The sequence below is a fragment of the Mycobacterium sp. ML4 genome (assembly GCF_054515735.1).
This window is the reverse complement of sequence record NZ_JBTNSY010000010.1, coordinates 59,229-73,615: the sequence shown is the minus strand read 5'-3', so window position 1 is coordinate 73,615 and position 14,387 is coordinate 59,229. Positions and strand designations below refer to the sequence as shown.

12 protein-coding genes are annotated in these 14,387 nt (G+C 69.1%); 5 read left to right on the top strand and 7 right to left on the bottom strand.

The genetic code is table 11. From position 1 onward, the window contains the following. The first annotated feature begins 3 nt into the window (after positions 1 to 3). Positions 4 to 1,920, top strand: coding sequence for a 1-deoxy-D-xylulose-5-phosphate synthase (gene dxs, locus ACX9NE_RS13305; RefSeq protein ID WP_459362082.1), 1,917 nt, complete (start codon positions 4 to 6; stop codon positions 1,918 to 1,920). On the opposite strand, the gene ACX9NE_RS13300 is transcribed toward dxs, so the two are convergent. The 3 genes from ACX9NE_RS13300 to ACX9NE_RS13290 all read right to left on the bottom strand — a co-directional run bounded on the left by ACX9NE_RS13300 (position 1,917) and on the right by ACX9NE_RS13290 (position 4,751). Next, complete coding sequence (locus ACX9NE_RS13300) at positions 1,917 to 3,224, bottom strand: HRDC domain-containing protein (protein ID WP_459362083.1); 1,308 nt, start codon at positions 3,222 to 3,224, stop codon at positions 1,917 to 1,919. The two genes, dxs and ACX9NE_RS13300, sit on opposite strands and share 4 nt — an antisense overlap. A gap of 1 nt (position 3,225) precedes the next feature. Continuing rightward, positions 3,226 to 3,762, bottom strand: a complete 537-nt coding sequence (locus ACX9NE_RS13295; RefSeq protein WP_459362158.1) for a DUF3000 domain-containing protein — start codon at positions 3,760 to 3,762, stop codon at positions 3,226 to 3,228. A 182-nt stretch (positions 3,763 to 3,944) separates the two neighbouring features. Next, positions 3,945 to 4,751 carry an enoyl-CoA hydratase/isomerase family protein gene (locus ACX9NE_RS13290; RefSeq protein WP_459362084.1) on the bottom strand — a complete coding sequence of 269 codons (807 nt, stop codon included), beginning with the start codon at positions 4,749 to 4,751 and terminating at the stop codon, positions 3,945 to 3,947. Positions 4,752 to 4,809: 58 nt separating this feature from the next. On the opposite strand from ACX9NE_RS13290, the gene hemE reads away from it, so the two are divergent. The 4 genes from hemE to ACX9NE_RS13270 are packed head-to-tail and all read left to right on the top strand — an operon-like array spanning position 4,810 to position 8,657. Beyond that, the gene (hemE, locus tag ACX9NE_RS13285; RefSeq protein ID WP_459362085.1) at positions 4,810 to 5,874 is read left to right on the top strand and encodes a uroporphyrinogen decarboxylase; all 1,065 of its coding nucleotides are present in this window, start codon (positions 4,810 to 4,812) and stop codon (positions 5,872 to 5,874) included. Continuing rightward, positions 5,871 to 7,205, top strand: a complete 1,335-nt coding sequence (locus ACX9NE_RS13280; protein WP_459362086.1) for a protoporphyrinogen oxidase — start codon at positions 5,871 to 5,873, stop codon at positions 7,203 to 7,205. The genes hemE and ACX9NE_RS13280 overlap by 4 nt, the downstream gene beginning before the upstream one ends. A 4-nt stretch (positions 7,206 to 7,209) precedes the next feature. Beyond that, positions 7,210 to 7,905 (top strand): hydrogen peroxide-dependent heme synthase, encoded by a 696-nt coding sequence (hemQ, locus tag ACX9NE_RS13275; RefSeq protein ID WP_459362087.1) that lies wholly within the window; start codon positions 7,210 to 7,212, stop codon positions 7,903 to 7,905. After that, positions 7,902 to 8,657, top strand: a complete 756-nt coding sequence (locus ACX9NE_RS13270; RefSeq protein ID WP_459362088.1) for a class I SAM-dependent methyltransferase — start codon at positions 7,902 to 7,904, stop codon at positions 8,655 to 8,657. The genes hemQ and ACX9NE_RS13270 overlap by 4 nt, the downstream gene beginning before the upstream one ends. A gap of 22 nt (positions 8,658 to 8,679) precedes the next feature. Here ACX9NE_RS13270 and ACX9NE_RS13265 read toward each other — a convergent pair whose 3' ends face one another. The 4 genes from ACX9NE_RS13265 to ACX9NE_RS13250 form a co-directional block, all read right to left on the bottom strand. Further along, on the bottom strand, positions 8,680 to 10,878 hold the full coding sequence (locus tag ACX9NE_RS13265; RefSeq protein ID WP_459362089.1) for a PE family protein: 2,199 nt from the start codon (positions 10,876 to 10,878) through the stop codon (positions 8,680 to 8,682). A gap of 142 nt (positions 10,879 to 11,020) precedes the next feature. After that, positions 11,021 to 11,440, bottom strand: coding sequence for a peptide-methionine (R)-S-oxide reductase MsrB (msrB, locus tag ACX9NE_RS13260; protein ID WP_459362090.1), 420 nt, complete (start codon positions 11,438 to 11,440; stop codon positions 11,021 to 11,023). Beyond that, complete coding sequence (aftC, locus tag ACX9NE_RS13255) at positions 11,437 to 12,741, bottom strand: arabinofuranan 3-O-arabinosyltransferase (protein WP_459362091.1); 1,305 nt, start codon at positions 12,739 to 12,741, stop codon at positions 11,437 to 11,439. The genes msrB and aftC overlap by 4 nt, the downstream gene beginning before the upstream one ends. 38 nt (positions 12,742 to 12,779) lie before the next feature. Then, the gene (locus tag ACX9NE_RS13250) at positions 12,780 to 14,339 is read right to left on the bottom strand and encodes an alpha/beta hydrolase (RefSeq protein WP_459362092.1); all 1,560 of its coding nucleotides are present in this window, start codon (positions 14,337 to 14,339) and stop codon (positions 12,780 to 12,782) included. Positions 14,340 to 14,387 lie beyond the last annotated feature (48 nt).

Below are 14,387 nucleotides of genomic sequence, written 5' to 3'. Positions count from 1 at the left end.
GAGATGCTGGAACAGATCCGCGGGCCCGCCGATCTGCAGCACCTTTCCCAACAGCAGCTCGGCGAATTGGCGCACGAAATCCGCGAGTTTCTGATCCACAAGGTCGCTGCCACCGGGGGACACCTTGGCCCGAATCTCGGCGTCGTCGAACTGACACTCGCGTTGCACCGGGTGTTTGATTCCCCCTACGACCCGATCATCTTCGACACCGGTCACCAGGCCTACGTGCACAAGATGCTGACCGGGCGCGCCCATGACTTTGAGACACTGCGCAAGAAGGGCGGCCTGTCGGGGTATCCGTCGCGCGCCGAGAGTGAGCACGACTGGGTGGAGTCCAGTCATGCCAGCGCGGCGCTGTCGTATGCCGACGGCCTGGCCAAGGCGTTCGAGCTCACCGGCTACCGCAACCGGCATGTGGTCGCGGTGGTCGGCGACGGCGCACTCACCGGCGGCATGTGCTGGGAGGCGCTGAACAACATCGCCGGGTCGCGCCGGCCGGTGGTCATCGTCGTCAACGACAACGGGCGCAGCTATGCGCCGACGATCGGGGGCGTGGCCGATCACCTGGCCAAGCTGCGGCTGCAGCCGGCGTACGAACGATTCCTGGAGCGTGGCCGCAACGCGATGCAGGCGGTGCCGGTGGTCGGCGAGGCCGCCTACCACGTCATGCACAGCGTCAAGGCCGGCATCAAAGACTCCCTGTCGCCGCAATTGATGTTCACCGACCTCGGTCTGAAGTACGTCGGGCCGGTCGACGGCCACGACGAGCGGGCGGTCGAGGTGGCACTGCGCAGTGCGCGCGGCTTCGGCGCTCCGGTGATCGTGCACGTCGTCACCCGCAAGGGCATGGGGTACGGCCCGGCCGAGGCCGACGAGGCCGAACAGATGCATTCCACGGTGCCGATCGACCCGATCACCGGCGTGGCCACCAAGGTGGCGGGCCCGGGTTGGACGTCGACGTTCGCCGAAGCGCTGATCGACATCGGCCGCAAACGGCGCGACATCGTGGCGATCACCGCGGCGATGCCCGGCCCCACCGGGCTGGCGGCGTTCGGCGAGGCGTTCCCGGACCGCCTCTTCGACGTCGGCATCGCCGAGCAGCATGCCTTGACCTCGGCTGCCGGGCTGGCGATGGGCGGCATGCACCCCGTGGTCGCGATCTACTCGACGTTCCTGAACCGTGCGTTCGACCAGATCATGATGGACGTGGCCCTGCACAAGCTGCCCGTCACCATGGTTCTCGACCGGGCCGGCATCACCGGCAACGACGGTCCCAGCCACAACGGCATGTGGGACCTGTCGATTCTGGGCGTGGTGCCCGGCATCCGGGTGGCCGCTCCCCGCGACGGCACCCGACTGCGCGAGGAACTCGGCGAGGCGCTCGATATCAACGATGGGCCGACGGCCATCCGGTTCCCCAAAGGTGATGTGGGCGAAGACATTCCGGCTCTCGAGCGGCGTGACGGCGTTGACGTGCTGGCGGTGCCGGCCGGTGGATTGAACACCGACGTGCTGTTGGTGGCGGTCGGCGCGTTCGCGTCGATGGGGTTGGCGGTCGCCAAGCGGCTGCACAACCAGGGGATCGGTGTGACGGTGGTCGACCCGCGCTGGGTGTTGCCGGTGCCCCTTGCGCTGCGCGACATGGCGATGCAGCACAAGCTTCTGGTCACGGTGGAGGACAACGGGATGGCCGGCGGCGTCGGTTCGGCGGTATCGGCGGCGCTGCGTGCTGCCGAGATCGACATCCCCTGCCGCGATGTCGGACTGCCCCAAGAATTCTACGAGCACGCATCCCGGGGTGAGGTACTGGCCGAATTGGGGCTCACCGACCAGGATGTGGCTCGCCGCATCACGGGGTGGGTCGCGGCGCTGGGGACTTCGCCGGTCGAGCAGTCCGAGATCAGCGAGCAGCTGGATTAGTCGGGTTCCGCGCCGGGCTGCGGCGCACGCACCACCGCCGCGGCCAGAACGGGCACGACAAGTTCGCGTTGCCAAGGCCGGGCCTGCCCGGCCAGCAGGTACTCACCGGTGATGGCCAACGGATCGTCGCCGCCCGCGGTCAGCGCGTCCCACTCCCAGCACAGCCTGCGTACCAGCTCCGGGGAGACGAGGTTCTCGGTCGGGATTCCCACCCGCTGCGACAGGTCGGCGAGCGCGGCGCGGGCGAGTTCCAGTCGGGCGGCCGCGTCGGGTTTGCGTCTGCTCCACCGCGACGGTGGAGGCGGTCCCACCGTCTGCTCCGAGACCTGTGGCAGGTCCTGATTCTGCCGGGCAGTCTCCAACGCCGACAACCACATCGGCGCGCTGCGGCGCTGATTGCGTCCACTGAACACGGGCAGCGCCACCAACTCTTCGACCGATGTCGGATCGGCGAGCGCGGCGTCGATGATGGCCGAATCGGGCAGTATCCGGCGCGGCGCGATGTCTCGGCGCTGCGCAATCCGGTCGCGGGTGGTCCACAGCTCACGGACCGCGGCCAGCGCCCGGCGGTCTTGCACCCGGTGGATGCCCGACGTCCGGCGCCACCGGTCCCGCCGCGTGGGTGTGCCGGCCGCGCGCTCCTCCAATGTCCTCAGATGCTCGAATTCCTGTGCAGCCCAATCAGTTTTGCCTTGATCGGCCAGAATCTGGGCGACCGCGACGCGTAGTTCGATGAGTAATTCCACATCGAGCGCGGCATAGTTGAGCCACGCCGAGGGCAACGGACGCTTGGACCAGTCGGCGGCACCGTGCCCCTTGGCCAGGCCCTGGCCCAGCAGCCGCTCGACCATCGCCGCCAGATTGACCCGGTCGAAACCGGCCAGCCGTCCCGCCAGTTCGGTGTCATACAGGGCCGGGGGACGCATGCCGACCTCGGCCAGGCACGGCAGGTCCTGGTCGGCGGAGTGCAGGATCCATTCGTCCTGGCCGAGCACTTCGGCAACAGGCTGCAACACCGCCAGCGGATCGCCGCCGTGGCTGACCGGGTCGATCAGCACGGTGCCGGCGCCGGACCGCCGGATCTGGATCAGGTAGGCCCGGTTGGAGTAACGGAAGCCGGAAGCACGTTCGGCGTCCACGGCGAACGGACCGCGTCCGCGGTCGAGCTGCTCGGCCGCCGAGGCGATGTCGCGCGCGGATACCGACAGATGCGGTACGCCGTTGGCCGGGGACAAGAGCAGCGGAACTTCGGGCTCCGTGCTGCCCGGCGGATCGGTCTCCGCCGGAGACGGGTCGGGGCACATGTCAGGCGCGTGAGTGTGAACTCAGGTCGGTGACACCCGCCGGCGGCAGACCCGCGGCGTGCTCGAGAACATCGCAGAACGCTTCGACGTGACTGCCCACATCCGGGGTGGTTGCCGTCCACGACGCCCGCAGTTCCAGCTGGTGGGCACGCGGCGGGCCGGAGATGTCGCCGTAGCGCACCGACGTGGTCGCGGTGACGGTCCCGCCCAGCGCGGTCATGTGCTGGGTGTGCGCGTCCAGCGCCTCGACCAGCCAACTCCACGCCACTTCGGGCAACAGCGGGTCGATGGCCTCGTGCGAGTCCAGATCCGCCTGAATGTAGGCGACCAGCCGGATGGTGCCGTCCCAGGCGTCCGAACCGTCCGGGTCGTAAAGCAGGATCAGCCGGCCGAAGGCGTCGCCCTCGGACCGCTCGGGGACGATCTCGAGATCCGGGTGTTTGACCTCGGCGCCGAGTGCGTAGCTGAAGGGTGCCAGTCGCTGCGGCGGACGTATGGGGCCCAGCTCGATCTCCGGTCGCACCGTGACACCGTTCATCGCCGCGACCGCTGCGCGGAACGGTTCGGGTTCGACGGCTGAGGTCACGAGCGCCACTTGCCCCCGCGAGCCGGTGGTGCATCCACCTCAAAGCTCGGGGTCAGATCGTCGTCGGCGCGTCTCACAGCCTTCGACGGTAGACCTATCCGCTGACGCGCGTGCACAGGCGCGCCGAACAGGGCTCAGCCCGGCGGAGGGCCGTCGAACCGGGCGGGGCGCTTCTCACGGTGCGCGGCCAGCCCTTCGCGCACGTCGGGGCCGGTGAAGCCGATGAATTCCAGACCGAGGGACGTTTCGAACGCGGGCGCGAACATGCGGTACCAGTGGTTGAGACTGTGTTTGGTCCATCGGATCGCGTGCTGTGCGCCGGCCGCGAGTTGGCCGGCGAGTTTCGTCGCGGTGGCCAGCACCTCGTCGTCGTCGACGCAGGTCGAGACCAGTCCGATCCGTTCGGCTTCTTCGCCGGAGAGCGTCTCGCAGGTCAGCAGGTAGTACTTGGCCTTGGCCATGCCGACGAGCAGCGGCCAGCAGATCGCGGCGTGATCGCCGGCGGCCACGCCCAGCTTGGTGTGCCCGTCGATGATCTTCGCCGTCCGGCCGGCCACCGAGATGTCGGCGAGCAACGCCACCACCAGTCCGGCGCCGACCGCCGGTCCCCGGATTGCCGACACCACGGGCTTGTCGAAGTTGACCAGGTTGAGCACCAGGTCGCGGGCCTCCCGCATGATCCGGATCCGGCCCTCGTAGTCGCCGATCGTTTCGTCGATCAGGTCGAAGCTGCCTCCAGAGGAGAACGCCTTGCCTTCGCCGCGGACCAGGACCACCTTGACTTCGGGGTCGCGATTGATCACCGGCCAGATATCGGCCAGGTCGCCGTGCATCTGCGGTCCGACCGAGTTCAGTCCGGGCGCATCCAGTACCAGGTTCAGTAGTCCGTTGTCGCCGCGTTCGCAGCGCAGGCTGGGAAAGTCGTCATAAGTTGCGGGCATCCCGGCTGATGTTACGCAGCGCCGGTGCCGGCACCCCCTTCTGGCAGCATTGAGCCTGATGAACACAACCCGTCGCGATCTCCCTCAGTCGCCGTACCTCGCCGCGGTCGCCGGTCGTAAACCCGGCCGGGTACCGGTGTGGTTCATGCGACAGGCCGGCCGCTCGCTGCCCGAATACCGGGCCCTGCGCAAGAACCACAGCATGCTGGCCGCCTGCTTCGAGCCCGAGGTCGCGTGCGAGATCACCCTGCAGCCGGTTCGCCGCTACGGGGTCGACGCAGCGATCCTGTTCTCCGATATCGTGGTGCCGCTGCGCGCGGCCGGGGTTGATCTGGACATCGTCCCCGACGTGGGCCCGGTGATCGCCGACCCGATCCGCACCGCCGCCGACATCGACGCCATGAAACCCCTTGACCTGCAAGCGGTTCAGCCGGTGCTGGACACGGTCGAGATGTTGGTGGGCGCACTTGATGACGTGCCGCTGATCGGTTTCGCCGGGGCGCCGTTCACGCTGGCCTCCTACCTCGTCGAGGGTGGGCCGAGCCGCAATCACGCGCGTACCAAGGCGATGATGCTGGCCGAGACGGCCAACTGGCACGCGTTGCTGACCAAACTGGCCGACCTCACCATTGCATTTCTGCGCGGCCAGATCGAGGCCGGAGTGGATGCGATCCAGATGTTCGATTCGTGGGCGGGGACGCTGTCGCTGGCCGACTACCGGCGGTACGTTCTGCCGCACAGCCTCCGGGTCTTTGCCGCGCTGGCCGAATACGCGGTGCCGATGACACATTTCGGTGTCGGTACCGCCGAACTGCTGGGGGCGATGTCGGAGGCGGTGCAGCCAGGGGCGGCCCGGGTGGTCGGCGTCGACTGGCGGACCTCGCTGACCGACGCGGCGGGCCGGGTCGCGCCCGGCACCGCGCTACAAGGAAACCTGGACCCGGTGGTGGTGCTGGCCGGTTGGGAGGTTGCCGAACGCGCCGCACGTGCCGTCGTCGACGACGGGCGCCGCGCCGTCGACGCCGGGGCCGCAGGGCACGTCTTCAACCTCGGGCACGGGGTGTTGCCGGAAACCGATCCGGGCGTGCTGAGCGATCTGGTGGCGCTGGTTCACTCACTATGACCGGCTCGTATTGCGTTGTCGGCGGCGGAGTTTCGGGCTTGGTGGCGGCGTACCGGCTGCGGGTCGCGGTTGGCGGCGACGCCACGATTACCTTGTTCGATCCGGCCGATCGCCTCGGCGGCATCCTGCGCACCGAGGTGGTCGGTGGTCAGCCCATGGACCTCGGTGCCGAAGCGTTCGTGCTGCGCCGGCCCGAGATGCCGGCGCTGCTGGCGGAGCTGGGGCTCTCGGATCGTCAACGGGCCACGACCGGGGTGCGCCCGCTGATCTACAGCGGCCGGCAGCTGCACCCACTGCCGTCGGACACGGTGGCCGGAATCCCGTCCTCGGCGGCCTCGATGAGCGGGCTGGTCGATGACGACACGCTGGCGCGTATCGAGGCGGAGCCCGGGCGGCCCCTGCACTGGACTCCGGGAAGTGATCCCTCGGTGGCGGAGCTGGTGGCCGACCGGTTCGGTGAGCAGGTGGTGACCCGTTCGGTGGAGCCGCTGCTGACCGGGGTGTATGCGGGCTCGGCGGCGACGATCGGGTTGCGGTCGGCGGTGCCCGGCGTGGCGGCGGTGCTGGACCGCGGCGCTACCAGCCTCACCGACGCGGTGTTGCACTGCTTGCCCCCAACCGGTGGTGGACCGGTGTTCGGCTCGGTGCAGGGGGGCTATCAGGTGCTGCTCGACGAGCTCGTCGCCCGCAGCGGAGTTCGATGGGTGCACGCGGGAATTCGGGCGCTGGAACCCGGCTGGACGCTGCACGACGACACCGGTGCCAGTTGGCGGGCCGACGCGGTGATCATGGCCGTCCCGGCGGCACAGCTGGCCCGCCTGGTGCAGACGATCGCGCCGCGCGCGGCGGTCGCCGCGGGGCGGGTCGCGACGGCGTCGGCGGCGGTGGTGGCGCTCGCGGTGCCGGCCGACACCGCTTTCCCGCAGTCCTCGGGTGTGCTGGTAGCCAGCGGAGAACCGTTGCACGCCAAGGCGATCACGCTGTCGTCCCGCAAATGGGGCGGCGGTGACGACGTACAGCTGGTGCGGCTGTCCTATGGGCGGTTCGGCGACGACATCGCAGCCCAGACACCAGATGAGGAGCTGCTGGCGTGGGCGCGCAGAGACCTCGCCGACGTGTTCGGACTGACTGTCGACCCGGTCGACGCCTGCATACGGCGCTGGATCGACTCGATGCCGCAGTACGGCCCCGGCCACGCGGAGCTGGTTGCCGAGCTGCGCGACGGCCTGCCCCCGACGCTGGGCGTGGCGGGCAGCTACCTCGACGGGATCGGCGTGCCCGCCTGCGTCGGGGCAGCCGGGCGGGCGGTCACTGCACTGGTGGCACCATAGGGGCATGGCACGCCTCGATTTCGACGCCCTCAACGCAACCATTCGCTATCTGATGTTCTCGGTGTTCTCGGTGCGGCCCGGTGAGCTGGGCGAGCAACGCGACGCCCTCATCGACGAGACCGCCACCTTCCTCAAGCAGCAGGAAGACGCCGGCGTGGTGGTTCGTGGCCTCTACGACGTGGCCGGCCTGCGCGCCGACGCGGACTTCATGATCTGGACACACGCCGACCGGATCGAGGCGTTGCAGGCGACCTATGCCGACTTCCGGCGCACCACCACCCTGGGCCGGGCGAGCACGCCGGTATGGAGCAGCGTGGCGCTGCACCGGCCGGCCGAGTTCAACAAGAGTCACATCCCGGCCTTCCTGGCCGGCGAGGAACCGGGGAACTACATCTGCGTGTATCCCTTTGTGCGGTCCTACGAGTGGTATCTGCTGCCGGACGCAGAACGTCGCCGGATGCTCGCCGAGCACGGCATGGCCGCCCGCGAGTACAAAGATGTCCGCGCCAATACGGTGCCGGCGTTCGCACTCGGTGACTACGAATGGATTCTGGCGTTCGAGGCGCCCGAGCTGTACCGGATCGTCGACCTGATGCGGGAGCTGCGGGCCACCGATGCGCGGCGGCACACCCGTGAGGAGACACCGTTCTTCACCGGCCCGAGGGTTGCGGTCGAGCAACTGATCAACGCGCTGCCGTGACCGGGACGCCTCTCGACCCGACCGATCCCACCCGCTTCGAGGACAGATACCGCGACGATCGGGTCGCGCACGGCCTGCCCGCGGCGACGCCGTGGGACATCGGCGGCCCGCAGCCTGTGGTGCAGCAACTCGTTGCTCTGGGCGCGGTGAAAGGCGAGGTACTCGACCCGGGAACGGGACCCGGACATCACGCGATTTACTATGCGTCGCAGGGACTTTCGGCGACCGGGATCGACGGTTCGGCGACCGCGATCGAGCGGGCCCGGGACAATGCCCGCAGAGCCGGGGTTTCGGTGGATTTCCGGGTAGCGGACGCCACCAAGCTGGAGGGACTGCACAACCGTTTCGACACCGTGGTGGACTGCGCGTTCTTCCACACGTTCAGCAGCGCGCCCGAGTTGCAGAAGTCCTATGTGCAGGCGCTGCACCGGGCCACCAGACCGGGGGCGCGGCTGTTCATGCTCGAGTTCGGTGAGCACGATGTCAACGGCTTCACGATGGTGCGGTCAGTTCCCGAAGATGCTTTCCGGCAAGCACTTCCGTCGGGTGGCTGGCGGATCGACTACCTGGGGACGACTACCTACCAGGTGAATCTGAGCGCCGAATCGATCGAGATGATGGGTGCGCGCAGCCCCGAGGTGGCCGGTGAGATAGAGGCGCTTCTGCAGCGGTTCCGTGCAATGGAGCCGTGGCTGGTCAACGGCCGCGTGCACGCGCCGTTCTGGGAAGTGCATGCGACCCGCGTGGACTGACGCAACCGCCCCTGGTCAACCGCTACGGCGGGCCATCGGCCCCGTGCTTGCCGAACAGCACTCCGCCGGCACCGCCGGCTCCGCCCACACCACCCTGGGCGGCGCCGGCACCGGCTCCGCCGTTGCCGCCGTTGCCGATCAGGTTGGCGTTGCCGCCGGCGCCCCCGGCGCCGGAGCCGATCGGTGCGAAGAAGCCCGCGGGTATGGTCCCCGCGTTGCCGCCGTGGCCGCCGTTGCCGTAGATCAACCCGCCTTGTCCGCCGATACCGCCGTTACTGGGCACGATCACAGCACTGCCACCGCCCGGTTCGCCGGTGTTGCCGCCGTCGCCACCATTGCCTCCGTCGCCGAACAGGAACCCGGCCAAACCGCCGTCGCCGGCGGCACCGGCGGCACCGGTCCCGCCTCCGCTGGTCCCGCCTTCACCGGAATCCCCGCTGCTTCCGCCGTGGCCGCCGCCGCCGCCATTGCCGATCAGCCCGCCGGCGCCCCCGCCACTGCCCGCCCAGCCGCCAGCACCGCCGGCGCCGTTGACGGCGCCCACTGAACCGATGGCGTTTCCGCCGCTCCCACCACTGCCACCGGAACCGCCACGGCCACCGTGACCCAAGATGAGACCGCCGTCACCGCCGGAACCGCCGAAACTGCCGGCACCGCCCTGGCCGCCGGCGGTGTTGTCGCCGTTCACGGATTGACCGGCCCCGCCAAATCCGCCGTTGCCCCCGGCTCCACCATTGCCGAACAGACCAGCCCTGCCGCCGTTACCGGCTACGCCGCCGAATCCACCGTTAGCGCCTCGGACGACGCCGGCGCCAGTCATGAAGGAGCCACCGTTACCGCTGTCCCCGCCTGCTCCGCCATTGCCGTACACCCAACCGCCGTGACCACCATTGCCACCGTTGCCGGCGATGCCGGCGTTGCCGCCGCTCAGTCCCGAGGTAATGGAACCGGCCGCGGCCCCGCCGTTGCCGCCGACACCGCCTACGCCGCCGCGGCCGAACAATGACCCGGCTGAACCGCCGGCACCACCACTGCCGCCCGCGCCGCCCGCGTTGGACGGGATGACGCCCTGCCCGCCGTCGCCGCCTGAGCCGCCGTTGCCGCCGTTGCCGAATATCCAGCCGCCGGAGCCACCGCCGCCTCCGCTACCGCCCGCTTGGCCGGATTGGCCGGTCGACCCCACCGTGCCCACGCCGCCGTCGCCACCGTGCCCGCCGAGGCCGACCAACCAGCCTCCGACGCCGCCGTCGCCGCCGGACGCGCCGGGACTCCCGCCGCCTCCGGCGCCGCCGCTGCCGCCGGCGCCGAGCAACCAGCCGGCATCGCCGCCATCTCCGCCCGGTGCGCCGGGGCCTGTGATAGAGCCGCCCGCGCCTCCGTCACCACCGTGCCCGCCGATGCCGAACAAAAAGCCACCGGCGCCACCTCTACCACCCGGCGCGCCGGCCCCGTCGAGGCCGCCCGAGGATCCCGCACCGCCGGCACCGCCGACGCCGACCAGCCCGCCGGCGGCGCCTCCCTTTCCGCCCGGCCCGCCTACGCCACCGTCGCCGCCGGAGCCCACCAGAAAACCACCGGCGCCACCGTCGCCACCGCGCGCGCCACTGCTGTCGCCGCCGATCAGCAAGCCCGCGTCACCGCCTGTGCCACCACCACCGATCAGCCAACCCCCGGCACCACCGTTGCCACCGCTCTTGCCTGTTCCGCCGGTGCCTCCGCCGCCGCCGATACCGAACAATCCCGCTGATCCACCGTTGCCCCCGTTCTGGCCGACGCCGCCGGACCCGCCGTTGCCGCCGTTGCCTACCAGCCATCCGCCGGGACCGCCGTTTTCCCCAGTACCCGGGGCTCCGTTAGCGCCGTTGCCGATCAGCGGGCGTCCCGTCAGGGCCTGCACCGGCGCATTCACCAATTCCCCAAGCTGTTGCAGGGGTGCGGCATTGGCCGTTTCGGCGGCGGCATACCAACCGGCGCCGGCGCTCAGGAGCCGTACCAATTGCTGATGGAACGACGCCGCCTCGGCGGCTAGACCTTGATATGCCTGTGCGTGAGCGCCGAAGAGCGCGGCCATCGCCGCCGACACCTCATCGGCAGCTGCGGCCACGATGCCCGTCGTCGGCGCCGAAGCGGCTGCTCGGGCCTGGTCGATCGCCGAGCCCAAGCCAGCCAGGTCGGTGGCCGCGGCCACCATGTACTCGGGTGTTGCACTGACAAACGACAAGTCAACCCTCCGACCCTTGACGCCGGGCGACGACGGAAACACAAACAAGGCCCGACTGCCTCAGGACCCGAGTGATGTTATCGCCGGCCGCCCGCGAAGCGGGCCGCTTCGACCAAACCCGCGGTGCACCGCCGGGAGCGCTCTAGCTTTCGTCCGGGACCAGCGTCAGTGAGATCGAGTTGATGCAGTAGCGCAGGTCGGTGGGCGTCGGGTAGCCCTCGCCGGCGAACACGTGGCCCAGGTGGCTGTGGCAGTTCGCGCACAGCACCTCGGTGCGGGTGGTGCCCATCGAGTGATCGGGGCGCAGCACCACCGCGTCGGAATTCGACGGGTCGAAGAACGACGGCCACCCGCAGTGCGATTCGAATTTCTCTGTGCTGCGGAACAATTCGGTACCGCAGGCCCGGCAGTTGTAGACGCCCTTGGTCTTGGTGTCGGTGTACCTGCCGACGAACGGTGGCTCGGTGCCGGCACGCCGCAATACGTCGAACTCCTGCGGATTGAGCTTCCTGCGCCACTCGTCGTCGGAGAGTTGCAGTTTTGGACGTGCGAGTTCGGTCATGACTCCACGCTAGCTCGCTCCCGCTCGGCGAGCAGCCACGCCGGATCGATCCCGTCGTCCAGGCGGTTCTCTGCCTTGGCGTCCAGGTAGCGGAAATAGAGCACGGTGAACGTCACGATCAGCACCAGCGACCAGCCGTAGGTGATCTTCAGGTATTCCAGCGCCCGTCCCCACCGCATCCAGTTGAACAACAGCCACCGGTCCAGGGTCATGAAACCGTAGATCCCCAGCCATGCCGGCCAGTTGCGGATCACCGAGTTCGGCAGCACGACGGTCATCAGGAACGGGAACAGCATCATCGAGTAGTAGCCCTGGGCCAGTGACATCACCAGCCACGACCACAGCATCAGCACCCCGGAGGACGTGGTGATCCAGAACAGCGGGTCGCGGGTGCGGTAGTAGCGATAGAGCAACCACAAAGCGCCGATGGCGATCCCGGTGAACAGCAACCGCAGCGCGATGATCAGCCAGAAGGGCAGGCCGAAGTACACGCCGTTGCCCTGGATCGAGCTGTTGAAGTAGTCACGGGTGCCCAGGATGTAGGGCAGCGTCCGGGTGAAGAAATCCATCGGGTGGGGCACCAACGGCAGCGCGGCCAGGTTGGCGACCAGCGGCACCAGGAACGCCATTGCCAGCGCCCGCCACTGGCGGTTGAGCAGCGGCAGCAGCAACAGCGGGCCCAGCAGCGGTTTGAGCACCAGTGTCAGCCCGATCGCCAGGCCTGCCCACCACTGGCGGCCGGCTCGGCCGTCGAGTAGCCACTGCAGGAACAGCACTTCCAGCAGCAGGATGCAGCCGTTGATGTTGGTGAAGACCAGCGTGTTCGTGACGGTCTCGGTGCAGAACATCGCCAGGATCAGGGCCGGCGCGGCCACCGAGGACAACGTGAAGTGGAACATTCGCAGCATCAGGTAGGCCGCGACCAGGATGGCGACGGTGTTGATCGAGATGAACAAATAACGCGACGGCGCAAAGGGCAGGTAGCCGAAAGGCGCCATCAGCAGGGTGCCGCCCGGCGGGTACAGGTAGTGCGGGTCGACGTAGTCGAAATGCTCGTTGTAGATGTCCCAGCCGTGCCGGAAATTCAACACCGCACGGTAGACCGGCTTGAAGTCGTCGGTGATGTTGCCGTTGGTGGTCAGCACGATGCTGCGATGCAGTACCGACAGGATGGCGGCCGGCCACAGCGCCGCCCGCAGGACGGACGCCGTGGTCGGCCGGCGGGGACGGAAAGCGGCCTGCACGGAGGCGCGTAAGCCGGTTCTGGTCGAGTCAGCTGCCGTCACCAGCGCACCGTACACCGGTGAGCCAGCCCAAGTCTCAGGCGGTCCGGCCGTGTTTATGCGGGGCAGAACGTGTCGGTGCCGGGCAGCTTGCCGCTGTCCAGATAGCCGACCAGCGGTGGAACCGCGCACGACGAGTAGATGCTGGCGCCGTGGCCGATGCCCTGCCACATCACCCGCTTGCTGGCGGAGTTCGCGTTGATGACGGTGGCCGCCGTGGCCGCGACGCCCTCGTTGCCCGCGATCGGGTCGTTCTGCACGCCCAGCAGCAGCACATCCACCTTCAGTTCCTTCGGTGCCTGCGGGGTCGAACCGGTGGGCCAGTGCACGCATTTCACCAGGTTCCGGGCGGCGACGGTGCCGAACTGTGGATAGAGCTTGGCCCAGGCGACCACCAGCTCGCGCACCCGGTCCGGGGTGGGGCGGTTGACCGCGTCGCTACAGGTGTTGACGAACTGGCCGTCGCTGTCCCGGATGCTTTCGGCGCGGTTGATGAGGTTGTTCAGCTGGTTCATGTCGCCGGAGCGGGCGGCCGCCAGCGCGTTGGCCAGGTTGGTGGTGTTGCCGACGCGGTCGCCGACGGGGAAGCCCAGCGCGGCGGTGATGGCGCCGGCGATCGATGCCACCGATGCGCCGCCCAGGCCTTGGCCGCTGCGCGCGCTGGTCAGCAGCGCGCTGACGGCGCCCTTGGGATCGGGACCGAGCGCACAGCTCATCGCCACGCACTGTGCCGCGAACGCATCCAACGCGGCCTGCTGACCTTTGACCTGTTGTTCGGCGGCGGCTTCGGCGCTGGCGCCGATGGCGACGGGCGAGTCGAGGATCAATCGGGCCACCTTGTCGGGACGAGATCCGGCGTAGGTCAGCGCCACCTGGGCGCCGTTGCCGATCCCGACGAGCGCGACCGCCGGCACATCCCAGATGTTGCGCAGCCGCTCGATGTCGGACGCCGCGTGGGTGTTGTCGTACGCCGAATCGCCAGGCGTGATGGCGTCGGTGCAGTTGGTGGTGGCGGTGTTGGAGATTTCCGAAAGGTTGGCCACCGGGTCGTCCCCGGTCTGGAACTGGGCCTGGTCGCGCATCTCGTCCCGGTCGAGGCGGTCGCGGCAGTCGATCGGGCTCGACATCCCGATGCCGCGGCGGTCGACGGCCACGATCGGGTGACTGTCCAGCACGTCGGTGCCCGCGTGGGACAGCCAGATCGGCAGCTGGGTGGAGGATGCGATGTCAGATCCGGTGGTGAAAACCAGGGGACCGGCATCCTTGGGAGTCTTGGGCGAGCGGGCGCGGACCACGCCGATGCTCAGCGACCCCGTCCCGCCGTTGACCGGGTCCAGGTCGGCGTCGAAAGTGGCGCAGTCCAGTTTGACCCCGGGGGCGCCGGGGACGCCGGCGTCGGCGTTGACCTTGGACGTGCAGTCGCGCCAGGACAGGTCGTTCTTCGGGGCTGCGATGGGCCCGGGGCCGCTGGGCGGCGGTTTCGGGGTGACTGCACCTTGCGGCCGGGCCCCGGAGTCTGTGGCGAAACGCGGATCGGCGCCGAACATCGGGATGCATCCGGCCAGCACGGTGCTGACCGCCAACAGGGTGGTGGCGGACGTGATGTGCCGTCGCATGCCGACCACAGTAGCGGGAACCGCCCGGCTGGGCTGGATGGTCCGGCT